Origin of the sequence: Massilia sp. KIM (assembly GCF_002007115.1) — a bacterium.
Classification (GTDB): Bacteria; Pseudomonadota; Gammaproteobacteria; order Burkholderiales; family Burkholderiaceae_D; genus Telluria.
Window position 1 is genome coordinate 249741 of sequence record NZ_MVAD01000001.1, and the last position, 16047, is coordinate 265787.

Below are 16047 nucleotides of genomic sequence, written 5' to 3' on the forward strand. Positions count from 1 at the left end.
AGGCAGAGAAAACAAACATGATGCAGTCAACAATTTCTACCTTTCCACCTTACCTGAGCCTGGCGATCTGGCTCCCGATCCTCTTCGGCCTGATCGTCCTGGCAGTCGGCCGTGACAAGAACGCGGGCCTGGTGCGCCTGCTGTCGCTGGTGGGCGCCGTGGTCAGCTTCCTGCCGACCCTGCCTCTGATCGCCAACTTCGACAATGCCGCCCACGGCATGCAGTTCTACGAGTCGGCCGCCTGGATCGAACGCTTCAACGTGTTCTACAAGCTGGGCGTGGACGGCCTGTCGCTGTGGTTCGTGCCCCTGACCGCCTTCATCACCATCATCGTGGTGCTGGCGGCGTGGCAGGTGATCGAGGAGCGCGTGGCCCAGTACATGGGTTCCTTCCTGATCCTGTCGGGCCTGATGATCGGCGTGTTCGCCGCCATGGACGGCCTGCTGTTCTACTTCTTCTTCGAAGCCACCCTGATCCCGATGTACATCATCATCGGCGTGTTCGGCGGCCCGAACCGTGTGTACGCGGCGTTTAAGTTCTTCCTGTACACCTTCTTCGGCTCGCTGCTGACCCTGGTCGCGATCATCTACCTGTACAACAAGGCAGGCAGCTTCGACATCCTGGAATGGCACCGCCTGCCGCTGACGATGAACGAGCAGATCCTGATCTTCATCGCCTTCTTCATGGCCTTCGCCGTCAAGGTCCCGATGTGGCCGGTGCACACCTGGCTGCCGGACGCCCACGTGGAAGCGCCGACCGGCGGTTCCGTCGTGCTGGCCGCGATCATGCTGAAGCTGGGCGCATATGGTTTTCTCCGGTTTTCGCTGCCGATCACCCCGGACGCCTCGCACTACCTGGCCCCGGTCGTCATCGGCCTGTCCCTGGTCGCCGTGATCTACATCGGCCTGGTCGCCATGGTCCAGAAGGACATGAAGAAACTGGTCGCGTACTCGTCGATCGCCCACATGGGCTTCGTCACCCTGGGCTTCTTCATGTTCAACGACCTGGGCGTGCAGGGCGGCCTGATGCAGTCGATCTCGCACGGCTTCGTGTCGGGCGCGATGTTCCTCTGCATCGGCGTGCTCTACGACCGCGTGCACTCGCGTGAAATCGCCGACTACGGCGGCGTGGTCAACACCATGCCGAAGTTCGCCGCCTTCGCCGTGCTGTTCTCGATGGCCAACGCCGGCCTGCCGGCCACCTCGGGCTTCATCGGCGAATTCATGGTGATCCTGGGCGCCGTCGAGTTCAACTTCTGGACCGGCGTGGCCGCGGGCACCGCCCTGATCCTGGGCGCCGCCTACTCGCTGTGGATGGTCAAGCGCGTCGTGTTCGGTTCCATCGTGCACAAGCACGTGGCCGAGCTGACCGACCTGAACGGCCGCGAGTTCGCCATCCTGTCGGTACTGGCCATCGCCACCCTGTGGATGGGCCTGTATCCGGCGCCGATCGCCGAAACCCTGCAGACCTCGGTCACCGACCTGCTGCAGCACGTTGCAGTCAGCAAGCTGCCTCAATAACCATGAACGAAATGACTACGACTCTGCAAGCGGCAACCGACACCAATCTGGCGCCGGTCTACGCTGAAATCTTCCTGCTGGTCGCGGCGTCCGCGATCCTCCTGATCGACATGTTCCAGAAGGAGGGCAAGCGCACCCTGACTTACGTGCTGAGCCTGCTGGCCATCGGCGGCTGCGCCGTGTTCACGCTGGCCGACATGAATGCCGGCGCGACGGTGTTCACCTTCTCGGGCATGTATGTGTCCGATCCGATGTCGAACCTGCTCAAGCTGGTGACCTATATCGCCGTGGCCATGACCCTGGTGTACTCGCGCCAGTACGCGGACGATCGCCAGATGATGTCGGGTAACCTGGGCGGCGAGTTCTACGTGCTGGCCCTGTTCTCGATGCTGGGCCAGATGATCATGATCTCGGGTAACAGCATGCTCACGCTCTACCTGGGCGTGGAACTGATGTCGCTCTCGCTCTACGCCCTGGTGGCCCTGCGCCGCGATCACGCGATCTCGACCGAAGCCGCGATGAAGTACTTCATCCTGGGCGCGCTGTCCTCGGGCTTCCTGCTGTACGGCATGTCGATGATCTACGGCGCCACCGGCTCGCTCGACATCACCACCATCGGCCAGGTCTCGGCCGCGCCGGAAGCCAACGCCACCATCCTGGTGTTCGGCCTGGTGTTCATCGTTGCCGGCCTGGCCTTCAAGCTCGGCGTGGTTCCCTTCCACATGTGGGTTCCGGACGTGGTGCAGGGCGCCCCGACCGCGGTCACCCTGCTGCTGGGCGGCGCGCCCAAGCTGGCCACCTTCGCCATGGTGATCCGCATCCTGGTCGAGGCCCTGCCGTCGATGGCCTTCGACTGGCAGCAGATGCTGCTGGTGCTGGCCGTGCTGTCGCTGGCCGTGGGTAACATCACCGCGATCGCCCAGACCAACATCAAGCGCATGCTGGCCTACTCGACCATCGCCCAGATGGGCTTCGTGGTGCTGGCCATGATGACCGGCGTGGTGAACGGCGACAGCAGCAACGCCGCCGCTTCCTACAGCGCCGCCATGTACTACACCATCACCTACGTCCTGACCACCGTGGGCAGCTTCGGCCTGATCATGCTGCTGGCGCGCGCCGGCCACGAAGCCGAGCTGATCTCGGACTTCAAAGGCCTGGGCAAGCGCAGCCCCTGGTTCGCGATCGTCATGACCATCCTGATGTTCTCGCTGGCGGGCGTGCCGCCGATGGTCGGCTTCATGGCCAAGTGGGCGGTCCTGCAGGCCGTCGCCACCGCCGGCATGGTGTGGCTGGCCGTGGTCGCGGTGCTGTTCTCGCTGATCGGCGCCTTCTACTACCTGCGCATCGTCAAGACCATCTGGTTCGACGACGCCGCCGACACGGCGCCGATCCACACCCCGGGCGACATGCGCGCGGTGCTGTCGCTCAACGGCCTGGCGGTCGTGGCGCTGGGCGTGGTCCCGGGCTGGCTGCTGGCGGTGTGCTACACCACCATGCAGGCAACCCTGGCGAAGTAAGCCGGTGGATACCTCCCTGGCTGTCTGGCTGGTGGTCGCCCTGTCCGTGGCGGCCGCCAACCTGCCTTTCTTCACCGAGCGCGTGTTCGGCTTCGTCGCCGTCAAGCCCGCGCCCGGTGGCCAGGCGCACGGCAAGCGCTTCGCCCTGCGCCTGCTGGAGCTGATTGTTCTATACTTCATCGTCGGCGCGGTAGCCCGGCTGCTCGAGTCCCGGATCGGCGGCGTATTTACGCAGAACTGGGAATTCTATGCGGTGACCGCCTGCCTGTTCCTGGTGCTTGCCTTCCCCGGATTCGTCTGGCGTTACCTGCGCAAGCGGCGCGTCTGAACGGCCTTCGGGCCGTTTTTCTTTTCCAGGGCCGGCACGGGCCGCGCGCGCCTTTCCCAACGCTGCAATGGAGAAAGCATGACCCTGGAATTGAAGGAAACCCGCATCGATGGCGGCGTCGTCTACGATGGCCGCTTCCTGAAAGTCGAACGCGACCGCATCCGCCTGCCCAACGGGGCCGAGAGCGACCGCGAATTCATCCGCCACCCCGGCGCCGTCGTGATCCTGCCGCTGCTGCCCGACGGCCGCGTGCTGCTCGAACGCCAGTTCCGCTACCCGAACGGCCAGGTCTTCATCGAATTCCCGGCCGGGAAGATCGACCCGGGCGAAGACCACCTGGCCTGCGCCAAGCGCGAGCTGCAGGAAGAGACCGGCTACACCGCCGGCAAGTGGCGCTTCGTGTGCACCATCCACAACGCGATCGCCTATTCGGACGAGCACCTCGAGCTGTTCCTGGCCGAGGACCTGGTGCCCGGCCAGCAGCAGCTCGACGAGGGCGAATTCCTCGAGACCTTCACGGCCACGGTGCCCGAACTGCTGGAGATGGTGCGGCGCGGCGAGATCACCGACGTCAAGACCATCATCGGCAGCTTCTGGCTGGAAAAGATCCTCGCGGGCGCCTGGAGCCCCGCCTGAATCCATGAGGCTCGCGGCCGCGCTTGCGTTGTTCCTGCTGGCGCCGCTCGCCGCGGCCCAGGGCCGCACCCCGTTCCAGGCGCGCTGCGAGGACACGATCGGCGGCGCGGTGGCGGTCCTGAGCAGCCGCCAGGATGGCTACCGGATCGACAACACCCGCTCCACCTACGACCTGACCCGGCTGAAGGGACGCTCGCGGCCGAACGCCTTCGTGCTCGGCCTGACCCACACCGAGGCGCGGGTCGCGATCCAGGTCGGCGGGCGCATGCTGGCCGACCCGGCCAGCGGCTACGAATGCATCGCGCCGCGCATCGATATCGCCCTGGTCTACCCGACCATCGTGGTCTACGTGGGCCGGGAGTTCAAGCCCGGATCCTGCGCGTATCAACAGGTGCTCGCGCACGAGATGCGCCACCTCAATACCTATCTCGACCACTTGCCCAAGGTCGAGGCGCGCGTGCGCGCCGCGCTGGCCCAGCGCTTCCAGTCCAGGCCCCTGTACGCGCGCACCGGACAGGCGCAAGCTCTGCTCCAGAACGAAATCGACCGCAGCTGGATGCCCTATATTAGAAGCGAACTGGCGAAGGTCGAGGCGCTGCAGGCCGAGATCGATTCGCCGCAGGAATACGCGCGTCTAGGCAAGGTCTGCGCAGGTGAGGTACAGTCCTTAATCAGAACCGCACCACGAAGCCGTACTTAATGACCAACCCTGCAATTCCACGATACGTCGCCCTGATTCCCGCCGCCGGGGTGGGCGCCCGCATGGCAGCCGGCAGTCCCAAGCAGTACCTGCCGATCAATGGCAAGCCCATGCTGCGCCACACCATCGATGCTTTCCTGTCCAGTCCCCTGATCGCCCACACCTATGTGGTGGTGAGCGAAGACGACCCCTACATCGATGCGCTCCTGCCCGCCGACGGGGTGACCGTGCTGCGCTGCGGCGGCGCCAGCCGCATGGAGTCGATCCGCAACGGCCTGCGCCGGCTCGACGGGCAGCTGGCCGAGGACGACTGGGTGCTGGTGCACGACGCCGCGCGCCCCGGCCTGAATGCCGGACTGATCGCGCGCCTGGTCGAGGAAACCGGCGCCCACCCGGTCGGCGGCCTGCTGGCCCTGCCGGTGGTCGACACTGTCAAGAAGCGCAGCGGCGACGGGCTCGCGACCGTGCCGCGCGAGGGCCTGTGGCTGGCGCAGACGCCGCAGATGTTCCGCAAGGCGCTGCTGGTGCGCGCCCTCGACGCCGCCACCGACCCCGAGCGTATTACCGATGACGCCAGTGCGGTTGAAGCGCTCGGACTGGCCCCCAAATTAGTAGAAGGACACCCCTGCAACCTCAAGGTGACGCTGCCGGCCGACATCCGGATCGCCGAGATCTACCTGGCCGCGTCCCGCAACGACTGAACTGAGAACACATGGCACTCGCATCCTACAATCCGACTCCGCCGTTCCGCATCGGGACCGGCTATGACTGCCACGCGCTGGTCGAGGGGCGCAAGCTCATCGTCGGCGGCGTGACCATCCCGCACCGCCTGGGACTGCTTGGCCACTCGGACGCCGACGTGCTGCTGCACGCCATCATCGACGCCTTGCTGGGCGCGGCCGCGCTGGGCGACATCGGCAAGCATTTCCCCGACACCGACCCGATGTTCGCGGGCGCCGATTCGCGCACCCTGCTGCGCGAGGTGGCCAACCGCGTGCTGAACGCCGGCTACACCATCGGCAACGTCGACGCCACTATCATCGCCCAGGCGCCCAAGATGGCGCCCCACATCCCGCAGATGGTGTCGCGCATCGCCGAGGACCTCGGCGTCTCGCCGCAGCAGGTCAACATCAAGGCCAAGACCAACGAGAAGCTCGGCTTTCTCGGACGCGAGGAGGGCATGGCGGCGGAAGCGGTGGCGCTGCTGATCCGCGCCGCGGGATGAGGCCATAAGGCGAGCCATACGTCGAGCCATAGGGCATCCATAAGGCGAGCCATAGGGCATCCATAAGGCGCAATGGTGTTCAGTCAGCCGAGAAACCGTCGCCCCGGCGGAGGCCGGGGCCCAAGTTCAGCGTCTCATCAGCTCAACAAAACTTGGATTCCGGCGTGGCCGACCAGGCCTACGCCGGAATGACGCGTATGCGCTAACTGAATGGCATTGAGCCATAAGGCGAGGCATTTACGACAACTAGGTGCAACTGCACTATAATGGTTGACCGACCACGTGTGGGTCGGGGCGCGCTCCCGCGCGGTCCGGCCCACGCGTCGTTCTTGACCACGCAGGAGACGTGCATGAGCACCCAACAACCCGAGATGACCCCGCGCGCCGCGTGGGCCCTGATCCTGGCCGCCAGCGCCATCCTCATGATCACCATGGGCGCGCGCCTGACCACCGGCTTGTTCCTGTCTCCGATCAATACCGCGACCGGCCTGGGCATCGCCTCGATCAGCTTCGCGATGGCCGTGGCCCAGCTCCTGTGGGGCGCTTCCCAGCCGATCTTCGGCGCCGTGGCGGATAAATACGGCCCCGGCCGCGTGCTGGTGCTGGGCGGCCTGATGCTGGCCGCCGGCACCGCCGCCACCCCCTTCGTCGACACCCAGTGGGGCCTGATCCTGACCATGGGCGTGCTGTCGGCGGCCGGGGCGGGGGCGGGCAGCTTCTCGATCCTGATCGGCGCCACCGCCCAGCGCCTGCCGGCCTCGCGCCGCGCCTTCGCTTCCGGCTTCATCAATGCCGGCGGCTCCTTCGGCCAGTTCGTGTTCGCGCCGCTGATGCAGGCCATCATCGCCGGCGCCGGCTGGGTGTGGGCGATGCTGACCATGGCCGCGGCGACCCTGCTCACCATTCCGCTGAGCTGGCCGCTGCGCGGCAAGAAGCCGGGCGTGCCGGCGGCCCCGTCGGCGCCGGCCGGGTCGGCAGCCTCGGCGGCCCCGGCCGCCCCGGCCGCCCCGGCCGCCTCCATGACCCTGACCGAACAGCTGCGCGTAGCCATGCGCGACCGCAGCTACCTCTACCTGCACGCCGGCTTCTTTACCTGCGGCTTCCACATCGCCTTCCTGGTCACCCACCTGCCGGGCGAGGTGGCCCTGTGCGGCCTGCCGGCCAATGTCTCGGCCACGGCCCTGGCCCTGATCGGCCTGTTCAACATCCTGGGCAGCCTGAGCGCGGGCGCGCTGTCCTCGCGCTACCGCATGAAGCACCTGCTGGCCATCATCTACTTCGCGCGCGCCATCATCATCGTCGGCTACCTGCTGGCGCCCAAGACCGCCTGGACCTTCTACATCATGGCGGCCCTGCTGGGCTTCACCTGGCTGGCCACCGTGCCGCCCACGGCCGGCCTGGTGGGCAAGCTGTTCGGCATGCGCTACCTGGCGACCCTGTTCGGCCTGACCCTGCTGTCGCACCAGATCGGCGGCTTCTTCGGCGCCTGGCTGGGCGGCCTGGCCTTCGTGAAAAGCGGCGACTACACCTGGATGTGGTACGCCGACATCCTGCTGGCGCTGGCGGCGGCCCTGGTCAACCTGCCGATCCGCGAGCAGTCGCCGCGCGCCGTTGCCGGCCTGAGCCCGGCGAAGGGCTGAGCATGGCGCGCGAGGCCTGGGCCTACCGCGAGGTGGCGGTCGAGTCGGTGCCGGACCCGCGCAGCGGCCGCCTGCGCATCCGGCCGCTGCCGGGCCAGGCCTACGCGGTGAGCCTGCGCGTGCAGTGCGCGCGGGCCTTGAGCGACCCCGCGCAGTATCCGGCGGGCACCCGTTTCCTGATCTCGGCCAAGCTCACCGACCGCCAGGGCGGCGAGCCTTTCCTCTACGCCTGGCACGGCGACCCGGTGCGGGTGCTGAGCAAGAAGGAAGCCGCCGTCTTCCTCGAGCAATACCGACGTCTGCGCCTGTAAGTCCGCCGATTCGCGCGCGGTCTTGTAAAAATGGTTACCATCGGGTCTTCCCAGCACACGGACCCGAAAGGAGCACCATGGCAACCCGCAACATCGCCGTCATCGTCGGCAGCCTGCGCAAGGCATCCTTCACCCGCAAGGTGGCGCACAGCCTGATCGAACTGGCCCCCGCCGGCCTCGACATGCAAATCGTGGAGCTGCGCGAGCTGCCGCTCTACAACGAGGACGAGGACACGGCCACCCCGCCGGCCGCCTTCACCGCTTTCCGCGATCGCATCCGCGCCGCCGACGGCATCCTGTTCTGCACCCCGGAATACAACCGCTCGGTGCCGGCCGCGCTGAAGAACGCCATCGATGTGGGCTCGCGCCCCTACGGCAAGGCCGCGTGGGCCGGCAAGCCCTGCGCCATCGTCAGCGTCTCGCCGGGTGCGATGGGCGGCTTCGGCGCCAACCACCACCTGCGCCAGATGCTGCCTTTCCTGAACATGCCGACCATGCCTGCCGAAGTCTATGTCGGCGGCGTGGCCGCCAAGTTCGAGGGCGAGCGCCTGGTGGACGAATCGACGCGCGCCTTCTTCCAGGGCTTCGTGAACAATTTCGCGGCCTGGGTGGAGCGTCATGCTGCCTGAACCCGCGGGCGCGATTCCGGTGCGCGGGCTGGACCACATCGTGCTGCGCGTGCGCGATGCCGAGGCCATGCTGGGTTTCTACGGCGAGGTGCTGGGCTGCCCGGTCGAACGCCGCCAGAACGAACTCGGCCTGATCCAGCTGCGCGCCGGCAGCGCCCTGATCGACCTGGTGCGCGTGGACGGCAAGCTGGGCCGCATGGGCGGCGCCGCGCCGGGCCGGGAAGGGCGCAACCTCGACCACCTCTGCCTGCGCGTCGAACCCTTCGACGAAGCCGCCATCCGCGCCCACCTGGCGCGCCACGGGGTCGAGGCCGGGCCGCTGGAGTCGCGCTATGGCGCCGAAGGCGAGGGCCCCTCGATCTACCTGCAGGACCCGGAGGGCAACACGGTCGAGCTCAAGGGGCCGCCCAGCGCATGACGCCGCTCACAGCACCTGCGCCCCAGGAGCTGCCGGACGTGTTCGGCCGTCCGGCGCGCGGCTGGCGCCGCCGCATGTTCGACGTCATCTTCGGCATCGACACCCCGGCCGGGCGCAACTTCGACATTGGCCTGGTGGTGGCGATCCTGCTCAGCATCCTGGTGGTGGTGCTCGACAGCGTGCCCTCGATCGGGGGCCGCTATGCCGGCCCGATGGCGGTGCTGGAGTGGGGCTTCACCCTGCTGTTCACGGTGGAATACCTGGCGCGCCTGGCCTGCGTCAACCGGCCGCTGCGCTACGCCACCAGCTTCTATGGCGTGATCGACCTGGTGTCGGTGCTGCCGACCTATATGTCGCTGCTGGTGCCCGGCAGCGAGCTGCTGCTCGACATCCGCATCCTGCGCCTGCTGCGCGTGTTCCGCATCTTCAAGCTCACCCTCTACATCGAGGAATACACGCGCCTGGGGGAAGCCTTGCTGGCAAGCCGGCGCAAGATCCTGGTGTTCCTGTCGGTGGTGCTGATGCTGATCCTGATCCTGGGCACCGTGATGTACGTGGTGGAGGGACCGGAGCACGGCTTCACCAGCATCCCGATGGCCATGTACTGGGCCACGGTCACCATGACCACGGTGGGTTATGGCGACCTGACCCCGCATACCACCCTGGGACGCGGCATCGCTTCCTTCATGATGCTGCTCGGCTGGGGCATTCTTGCTGTGCCGACCGGCATCGTGACGGCCGAGATGACGGCGCGCCGCAACGACCGCCGCGGCGGGGCCGAGCGTCCGCGCCAGCCGGCGCGGCGCTGCCCGGCCTGCGGCAGCGCCGGCCACGAGGCGGCCTCGAAGTTCTGCAAGGATTGCGGCGCGGGCCTCACGCTGCGCCCGCGCCCGCCGCTCAGAACTTCAGGCCGAGACGGGCGTAGTAGTAACCGCCGTTGATGCCGAAGGGCGAGAAGCTCGGGTAGATCGTCACCGCCGCGTTGTCGAGGTTGGCGCGCTGCTCGGCCAGCAGGGCCGGGTTCACCTGGTCGGGATACTCGTTGAACAGGTTGTTGGCGCCTACCGACAGGGTCCAGCGCTTGCCGAACTGGTAGCTCACTTCCAGGTCGGTGATCGCGGTGGTGTCGATCTCGGTCTTGTAGTACACCGCGCCGTCGCTCGAGGCCATCTCCGAGGACTTGCCGAAGATCGCTTCACGCAGGTTGATGGTCCAGTTCCCGATCTTCCACAGCGCGCCCAGGTTTACGCGGGTCTTGGGCGAGGCGGTCTCGAGGTGGGAGATCGCGGTCGCGTCGAGCAGGGTCTGGGGCTGGAGCTGGACCGGGGCCTGGTTGATCTTGCGCAGCTTGACCCGGTTGTAGTTGGCCGCCGCCGACCAGTCGACCCGGCCCCATTCGCCGTAGTTGCTGTTCAGGGTGGCCACCGCTTCCAGCCCGCGGCTGCGGGTGTTGACCGCGTTGGTGAAGATGTTGATGCCGGTCTGCACCACGGTCGGGTCGAGCACGTTGCCGTTGGCCAGGATCGCCGCCGTCACCGCCGGCGAATTCACCGCGCCGCCCGAGCCGTACACCGCGCCGCTGCCGACGATGCGGTCGCGGATGCTGATCTGGTAGGCGTCCAGCGTGATCGCCAGGTTGGCGCTCGGATTGAGCACGATGCCGGCGCTGATGTTGGTCGAGGCCTCCGGACGCAGGCCGTCGATGCCCACCAGGCGCGCGCCCGGCGAGTTCGGCGCCAGCTGCACGAAGGCGCTGCGCGGCGACACGTTGGTGGCCGAGTAGTAGGACTCGGCCAGGGTCGGCGCGCGGAAGCCGTTGCTGTAGGTGGCGCGCACCGCGACGGCCGGCGAGAAGTCGTAGCGGCTGGTCAGCTTGCCCACCTTGGCGTTGCCGAAGTCGCTGAAGTGCTCGTAGCGGCCGGCGATGTCGACCGTCCAGCCGGGCAGGGGCTGGCCCGAGACGTTGACGTAGATCGCCTTGTTGTCGCGGTCGTGGCTGCCGGCGTCGGTGAGCGAGAAGCCCGGGTAGGACTGCGAACCCTCCTTGTAGCGCGAGGCGGCGTCGCCGGCCACGATGGCGTAGGTGTCGCGCCGGTGTTCCAGGCCGGCGGCGAAGGTCAGCGGGGTGGCCCAGCCGATCTCGAACTCGCGGCTCAGGTCGAAGTTGTTGGTCCACTGGCTGGCGTGGAACTCGCCGGCCTTGAAATTGAGCGGGGTCGAGCCGGTGTCCTGGTAGAGCGAGACGTTGGCCGAATTGGCCACGCCCAGCTCGGCCTCGTCCTTGCCGTAGGTCGAGGACAGGTCCCAGCGCCAGCCGCCCGCGCTGCCCTTCAGGCCGATCGTGATCGCGTAGTCCTCCTCGTCGAAGGTTTCCTGCGGGCTGAAGCCGAAGGGGTAGATCTGCGGCAGGCGGTTGGGCATGCGGTAGTTCTCCCAGGCCCGCGCCTCCTTCTTGCCGTAGGTGCCGAAGCTGTACAGCGAGAGGCCGGGGCTGAGCTCGGCGCCGAAGTTGGCGGCCAGGATGTGCTGGCGGTACTGGGCGTCGCCGGAGATCTTGTTGAGGTAGGGGTAGCCCGGCGCCTGGGTCAGGGTCGGCTGGGCGGCCACGGTGGCCGGATCGATCACGCGCGGATCGATCCCGCCGCGGTTCGAGAAGCCGTGGTACTTGGTTTCCGCGGTCAGGCTCAGGAAGCTGTCCTGGAAGGGCGCGAGGCCGATGTTGGCCATGCCGTCGCCGGTGTGGCCGCCGCCATCGAAGTAGCCGCCGCCGTTGACGTTGGCGGTGCCGCCGCGGTAGTTCGACTTGAGGATGATGTTGACCACGCCGGCGATCGCGTCGGTGCCGTACTGGGCGGCGGCGCCGTCCTGCAGCACCTCGACGTGGTCGATCGCGGCCACCGGGATGTAGTTCAGGTCGGCCGCCGCGCCTCCCTGGTAGGGGCCGCCCAGCACGGCCAGGTTGGCGGTGCCGTGGCGGCGCTTGCCGTTGACCAGCACCAGGGTGTTGTTGGGGCTCAGGCCGCGCAGGCGGGCCGACAGGGTCATGTTGGCCATGTCGCTGCCGAAGGCCTGGGCATTGAGCGAAGGCAGGTTCTGGGACAGTGCCTGGATCAGGTCGGGCTGGCCGGTGCGCGCCAGCGAGCTGGAGTCGAGCACCTGCACCGGCGAGGCGCTGTTCTCCACCTTCAGGCCGGCGGCGCGGGTGCCGGTCACGATCACGGTGCCGCTGGTGGTGATGCCCGGCGCGGCCGGGTCGAAGGCCGGCGCGGCCGCCGCCGCCGGGGCCTCGTCGGCCGCGGCCGGCTTGTCGTCCGGCGTGTCCGCCGGTCCGGCGTGCGCGAGTCCCAGGCCGCAGGACAGGATGCCGGCTGCGACGCCGGTCTGGATGATGACCTTCTGCATGTATTACCCCCTAGTTGACGACGAATTCTGTGGAGCGCGCCCGCGGGCGCGCGGAAATCACTTCTTGGCGGCGACCACTTCGATCTCGACCAGCCAGCCCGGGTTGCTGAGCGCCGCGACCTGCATCACGGCGCGCGCCGGCAGGTTCGGCTGGGCGCCGCCGAAATACTGGGTGTAGCCCTCCATGAAGCCGGCGACGTCGGCGCGGCCGTTCTTGCCGGGGTCGCCGACCAGGAAGACCTGCATCTTCACGACGTCGCCCATGCCCAGGCCCATGCCGGCCAGGATCTCCTTGATGCGGTTCAGGACGCCGATGGTCTGGGTCTTGGTGTCGCCGAAGGCGGCGATGGCGTTCGGGTCGGCGCTCTTGTTGACCACCGGCGGCACCTGGCCGCTGATGAAGTGGATGGTGGCGCTGGGCGGCACGCTCACCGCCAGCGCGATCGGGAAGTCGGAATTGGGAATCTTGTGGCGCACGATCTCCTGCGACTGGGCATGGATGGCGAGAGGCAGCAGGAGCAGGGCGGCAAGCGTGTTTTTCATGAAGTGCTCTTTCATCGTGAGGAAGGGAAACCGTGTAGCGGATCAGTGCTGGTTGCCGAAGCGGCTGCGGCTGGCGGGCGGCAGCTGGAGCGCGTTGCGCTGGGCCAGCACCTCCTGGGTGCTGACCGCGCCGGACCGGTTGCCCCAGCTGCTACGGGCGTAGCTCAGGACCTCGGCCATCTCGGCGTCGTCCAGGCTGGCGCTGAAGTCCGGCATGCCGCCGCGCCCCTTGAGCAGCACGGTGGCCACCTCTACCGGCGCGCCGGCCAGGAAATCGTTGCCCGCCAGGGCAGGGAAGGCGCCGGGAATGCCGCGCCCGTTGGCCTGGTGGCAGGCGGCGCAGTTCTTGGCGTAGAGGGTCTTGCCGTCGGGGCGGGCGGGGCCGTCCTGGGCCATGGCCGGGAGGGTCAACGGGGCCGCCAGCAGCAGCAGGGAAATCAGGATGCGGGGTGTCATGCGCTTGCCCTCTTGTGGAGTTGTTCGATCTGCTGCCAGGCCGATTCGATGGCGCCGGCCTGCCAGCCGGTCAGGTAGCTCAGGTGCTCGCCGGCCAGCAGCACGCGGTCCTGGCCTTCGAGCAGCACCGGATAGGCGGACTTGCGCGCGGCCTCGTTCCAGTCGGCCCAGCCGCCCAGGTTGTACTGGACCCGGTGCCAGGCCACCGAGAAGGCGTTCTCGTAGGCGTCGCGGTAAGCCGGGAAAATCTTCTCGCCGGCGGCCATCGCGAATTCGGCGCGCTCGGCGGGGCTGAGGGCGCTCGCTTCGATCGCGTCCAGCGCATAGTGGTAGTAGCCCAGCACCACGCCCTTCTTCTGCTGCCAGTTGCCGGAAGGAAGGGAGATGACGTTGATGCCCTTCATGTCGGTCAGCACGTGGCCGCCGTAGATGTGGTCGTCCTCTTCCCAGAAGCGGCGCTTCATCTGCAGGCCGATCTTGCCCACCGGGGCATAGGGGACGGCCTTGATCGCGGCCTTGAAACCATCGGAAAAATCGGTGTCGATGCCGCGCAGCACCGACAGGGGCACCGTGCACAGGCACCAGTCGGCGCTGGTGCTGGCCAGTCGCCCGCTGGCGAGGTCCTTGTAGTTGACGGTCACCTTGCCCTGGCCCTGGCGGATCGATTGCACCTCTGCCTGGTAGCGCACGGCCTTGCCGAGACGTTTGGCGAAGGCCTGCGGGATCTGGTCCATGCCGCCCACCGGCTGGAACATGGTGGCGTGCATCGGATACTCCTGGACCGCGCTGTAGACCAGGCCCACCTTGGACGCCAGCAGGTCGCGGAAGGCCAGCGGGTCGGAGGGCGTGCCGGGCTTCAGCCCGGCGCCGGGATTGACCGCCCAGCCGCGTCCGTTGCGGCCCCGGTAGAGCAGGTCGCTCTTGCTGAGCGCGCCTTCGTGGGCCAGGTAGTCGAGCAATAGGGCCTGGTCGTCGCGGGTGAGCAGGGTGTCGAGCTGGCTGCCGCGCACCGACTTGGCCAGCAGCTCGGCCACATGGCCGCGCATGTCGGCCTTGATCTCGGCGCCGCGCAGGCGGCGCCTGGACAGCGGGCCGCCGTCTTCGAGATAGACCCAGGCATGGTCGTTATCGTTGACCATGATCTCGAGCGGAATCTCGAACTGGCGCGTGTAGTAGAGGGTCGACTGGTGGTCGAGCGGGATGCGCCAGGGGCCGTGGTTCAGGTAATGGCCGGCGTCGTAGCGGCACACCTGCTCCTCGCCGCCCAGCTCCTGCAGCCGAAAGCCCTTGCGCGCCGTCTGGCAGCGCCCGCCGGCGAAGCCGCGCGCCTCCAGCACTTCGCACTCGTAGCCGAGCTTGCGCAGCTCGTAGGCCGCGGTGAGCCCGGCCAGGCCGGCGCCGAGGATCACCACTTTCTTGCCCTTGCCGCTGCCGCTCAGGGCCGGGGGCGCCGTGGCGCGGGACTGGATCCCCATGCCCCAGGCGTTCAGGGTGTTGAGTAACAGCGCCGAACCGCCGACGGCGGCCGCGCGGTACAGGAATTCGCGTCGCGTCAGCGACGTGGTCGAACGTTTCATCCGCACCTCATGGTCAAGACAGGAAAGACTTACTCGCTCGAGCTGTCTTTCAGCAATAGCCGTGCCAAGGGAATGCGGTAAATGAGAACGATTTGCAAACAAAATATAGTTTGCAAGACGATTTTGCAGATGTAAGTTAGCGGTAAGCCATCCTGGTCGAATAATGTTTGTTCACGGCCATTCTCGCGCTGTATTGACGCTTGGCCATGCCAGGCCGTGTCACACAAAGTTTATTTTTCCCGTCCACACTTTGTTTTTCGCCCGCGCCGACGGGCCGCACGGGCCGGTGCAGGGCGCCGCGATCTGAAAATGCGGCGTTGCACCATTGCGTGACGCCGATGCACCGGATTGGCATGCTCAGGGCGCGCTCCGGCGCCCCGCGCCGGGAGGCAGGGTCTGGGCATCGCGCTCCAGCCAGTAGCGGAACTGGCCGTAGCTCGGCACCACGCCCGGCTCGGCGTCATGGAAGTAATCGGCCAGCATCTGGCGGTAGGCGGCGCGCCGCGAGAACACCTCGTGGGTGGCGGCGTAGCGCGCGGCGGCGGCCACGAAAATGGCGCGCATGCGGGCGTCGGCATTGGCGCCCGGAAGGAGGCCCTTGCGCGGCCGGCCGCGCTTGACGCCCGCGTTCGCCATGCGCGTGCGCCCGCGCGCGCCCGAGTTGGCGTAGTCGGGCAGCAGCGCCTCGGGCGTCTGGCCGCGTTCCCACCAGCGCCGCAGGTAGCGCATCAGGGTGGCGCGCGACACCCCGTGGGCATCGGCGTAGGCGCTCAGCAGCGCGGCGCGCTCGCGCTGCTGGTAGAGCGCGGGCAGGCCGGCATGCAGGGACTGGACGGCGTCGAGCGCGCGCGCCTGGAGCGCCGCGTGCGCCGGCGGCACGGTCCCGGCCGGGCGCGCGGCCGCATAGGGGTCGGTCGGCAGCAGCCGCGCGCGGCCGTCCTGCACGTCGCGCACCAGCGAGCCCAGTTCCACCTGCCGCGGCAGGGCGCGTTCCTGGCGCAGTGCGAACACCCAGGCCAGGGCCCGCTCGCGATCGATCCACAGGATGCGCAGGGCCTGGGACGGCGGTCCTGGATACGCGATCACATCGTTTGCTAACAGCATCGGCACCTCACGGACGAGTTCAGGTGCTTTCTCTGATGCAA

Annotated in this window: 17 protein-coding genes; 12 read left to right on the top strand and 5 right to left on the bottom strand. The window is 67.7% G+C overall.

What is annotated here, in order from left to right:
* Nucleotides 1-17 precede the first annotated feature (17 nt).
* From B0920_RS01215 to B0920_RS01270, 12 genes are all read left to right on the top strand, one after another.
* Complete coding sequence (locus B0920_RS01215; RefSeq protein ID WP_078030774.1) at nt 18-1520, top strand: NADH-quinone oxidoreductase subunit M; 1503 nt, start codon at nt 18-20, stop codon at nt 1518-1520.
* 11 nt (nt 1521-1531) lie between these two features.
* Nucleotides 1532-3037: an NADH-quinone oxidoreductase subunit NuoN gene (gene nuoN / locus B0920_RS01220; RefSeq protein ID WP_078033240.1), complete on the top strand. Its 1506-nt coding sequence runs from the start codon at nt 1532-1534 to the stop codon at nt 3035-3037.
* Between the two features lie 4 nt (nt 3038-3041).
* Complete coding sequence (locus tag B0920_RS01225; RefSeq protein WP_078030775.1) at nt 3042-3365, top strand: DUF2818 family protein; 324 nt, start codon at nt 3042-3044, stop codon at nt 3363-3365.
* Between the two features lie 78 nt (nt 3366-3443).
* Complete coding sequence (locus B0920_RS01230; RefSeq protein WP_078030776.1) at nt 3444-4001, top strand: NUDIX domain-containing protein; 558 nt, start codon at nt 3444-3446, stop codon at nt 3999-4001.
* 4 nt (nt 4002-4005) lie between these two features.
* Nucleotides 4006-4701 (top strand): hypothetical protein, encoded by a 696-nt coding sequence (locus B0920_RS01235; RefSeq protein ID WP_078030777.1) that lies wholly within the window; start codon nt 4006-4008, stop codon nt 4699-4701.
* On the top strand, nt 4701-5402 hold the full coding sequence (ispD, locus tag B0920_RS01240) for a 2-C-methyl-D-erythritol 4-phosphate cytidylyltransferase (protein WP_078030778.1): 702 nt from the start codon (nt 4701-4703) through the stop codon (nt 5400-5402). The genes B0920_RS01235 and ispD overlap by 1 nt, the downstream gene beginning before the upstream one ends.
* 11 nt (nt 5403-5413) lie before the next feature.
* On the top strand, nt 5414-5926 hold the full coding sequence (gene ispF / locus B0920_RS01245; RefSeq protein ID WP_078030779.1) for a 2-C-methyl-D-erythritol 2,4-cyclodiphosphate synthase: 513 nt from the start codon (nt 5414-5416) through the stop codon (nt 5924-5926).
* A 350-nt stretch (nt 5927-6276) separates the two neighbouring features.
* The gene (locus tag B0920_RS01250) at nt 6277-7566 is read left to right on the top strand and encodes an MFS transporter (RefSeq protein ID WP_078030780.1); all 1290 of its coding nucleotides are present in this window, start codon (nt 6277-6279) and stop codon (nt 7564-7566) included.
* Nucleotides 7567-7568: 2 nt separating this feature from the next.
* Complete coding sequence (locus B0920_RS01255; protein ID WP_078030781.1) at nt 7569-7877, top strand: hypothetical protein; 309 nt, start codon at nt 7569-7571, stop codon at nt 7875-7877.
* 77 nt (nt 7878-7954) lie between these two features.
* Nucleotides 7955-8506 (top strand): NADPH-dependent FMN reductase, encoded by a 552-nt coding sequence (locus B0920_RS01260; RefSeq protein ID WP_078030782.1) that lies wholly within the window; start codon nt 7955-7957, stop codon nt 8504-8506.
* Nucleotides 8496-8924: a VOC family protein gene (locus B0920_RS01265; RefSeq protein WP_078030783.1), complete on the top strand. Its 429-nt coding sequence runs from the start codon at nt 8496-8498 to the stop codon at nt 8922-8924. The genes B0920_RS01260 and B0920_RS01265 overlap by 11 nt, the downstream gene beginning before the upstream one ends.
* Nucleotides 8921-9865 (top strand): ion transporter, encoded by a 945-nt coding sequence (locus B0920_RS01270; RefSeq protein ID WP_078030784.1) that lies wholly within the window; start codon nt 8921-8923, stop codon nt 9863-9865. Before B0920_RS01265 ends, B0920_RS01270 begins: the two co-directional genes overlap by 4 nt.
* Here the strand turns inward: B0920_RS01270 and B0920_RS01275 are convergent.
* From B0920_RS01275 to B0920_RS01295, 5 genes are all read right to left on the bottom strand, one after another.
* The gene (locus B0920_RS01275) at nt 9822-12326 is read right to left on the bottom strand and encodes a TonB-dependent siderophore receptor (protein WP_078030785.1); all 2505 of its coding nucleotides are present in this window, start codon (nt 12324-12326) and stop codon (nt 9822-9824) included. The genes B0920_RS01270 and B0920_RS01275 overlap by 44 nt on opposite strands.
* 57 nt (nt 12327-12383) lie before the next feature.
* On the bottom strand, nt 12384-12869 hold the full coding sequence (locus B0920_RS01280; RefSeq protein ID WP_078030786.1) for a RidA family protein: 486 nt from the start codon (nt 12867-12869) through the stop codon (nt 12384-12386).
* A 42-nt stretch (nt 12870-12911) separates the two neighbouring features.
* Entirely contained in the window at nt 12912-13325 is a 414-nt protein-coding gene (locus B0920_RS01285) for a cytochrome c (protein ID WP_078030787.1), read from the bottom strand.
* Entirely contained in the window at nt 13322-14902 is a 1581-nt protein-coding gene (locus B0920_RS01290) for a flavin monoamine oxidase family protein (RefSeq protein ID WP_078030788.1), read from the bottom strand. The genes B0920_RS01285 and B0920_RS01290 overlap by 4 nt, the downstream gene beginning before the upstream one ends.
* Nucleotides 14903-15259: 357 nt before the next feature.
* Entirely contained in the window at nt 15260-16006 is a 747-nt protein-coding gene (locus B0920_RS01295) for a hypothetical protein (RefSeq protein ID WP_078030789.1), read from the bottom strand.
* Nucleotides 16007-16047: the final 41 nt, after the last annotated feature.

Bases quoted from the DNA above. Each gene is read 5' to 3' on its own strand.
- B0920_RS01215 (WP_078030774.1), top strand. From the start codon at position 18: ATGATGCAGTCAACAATTTCTACCTTTCCACCTTACCTGAGCCTGGCG.
- nuoN (WP_078033240.1), top strand. From the start codon at position 1,532: ATGACTACGACTCTGCAAGCGGCAACCGACACCAATCTGGCGCCGGTC.
- B0920_RS01230 (WP_078030776.1), top strand. From the start codon at position 3,444: ATGACCCTGGAATTGAAGGAAACCCGCATCGATGGCGGCGTCGTCTAC.
- B0920_RS01235 (WP_078030777.1), top strand. From the start codon at position 4,006: ATGAGGCTCGCGGCCGCGCTTGCGTTGTTCCTGCTGGCGCCGCTCGCC.
- ispD (WP_078030778.1), top strand. From the start codon at position 4,701: ATGACCAACCCTGCAATTCCACGATACGTCGCCCTGATTCCCGCCGCC.
- ispF (WP_078030779.1), top strand. From the start codon at position 5,414: ATGGCACTCGCATCCTACAATCCGACTCCGCCGTTCCGCATCGGGACC.
- B0920_RS01250 (WP_078030780.1), top strand. From the start codon at position 6,277: ATGAGCACCCAACAACCCGAGATGACCCCGCGCGCCGCGTGGGCCCTG.
- B0920_RS01255 (WP_078030781.1), top strand. From the start codon at position 7,569: ATGGCGCGCGAGGCCTGGGCCTACCGCGAGGTGGCGGTCGAGTCGGTG.
- B0920_RS01260 (WP_078030782.1), top strand. From the start codon at position 7,955: ATGGCAACCCGCAACATCGCCGTCATCGTCGGCAGCCTGCGCAAGGCA.
- B0920_RS01265 (WP_078030783.1), top strand. From the start codon at position 8,496: ATGCTGCCTGAACCCGCGGGCGCGATTCCGGTGCGCGGGCTGGACCAC.
- B0920_RS01270 (WP_078030784.1), top strand. From the start codon at position 8,921: ATGACGCCGCTCACAGCACCTGCGCCCCAGGAGCTGCCGGACGTGTTC.
- B0920_RS01275 (WP_078030785.1), bottom strand. From the start codon at position 12,326: ATGCAGAAGGTCATCATCCAGACCGGCGTCGCAGCCGGCATCCTGTCC.
- B0920_RS01280 (WP_078030786.1), bottom strand. From the start codon at position 12,869: ATGAAAAACACGCTTGCCGCCCTGCTCCTGCTGCCTCTCGCCATCCAT.
- B0920_RS01285 (WP_078030787.1), bottom strand. From the start codon at position 13,325: ATGACACCCCGCATCCTGATTTCCCTGCTGCTGCTGGCGGCCCCGTTG.
- B0920_RS01290 (WP_078030788.1), bottom strand. From the start codon at position 14,902: ATGAAACGTTCGACCACGTCGCTGACGCGACGCGAATTCCTGTACCGC.
- B0920_RS01295 (WP_078030789.1), bottom strand. From the start codon at position 16,006: ATGCTGTTAGCAAACGATGTGATCGCGTATCCAGGACCGCCGTCCCAG.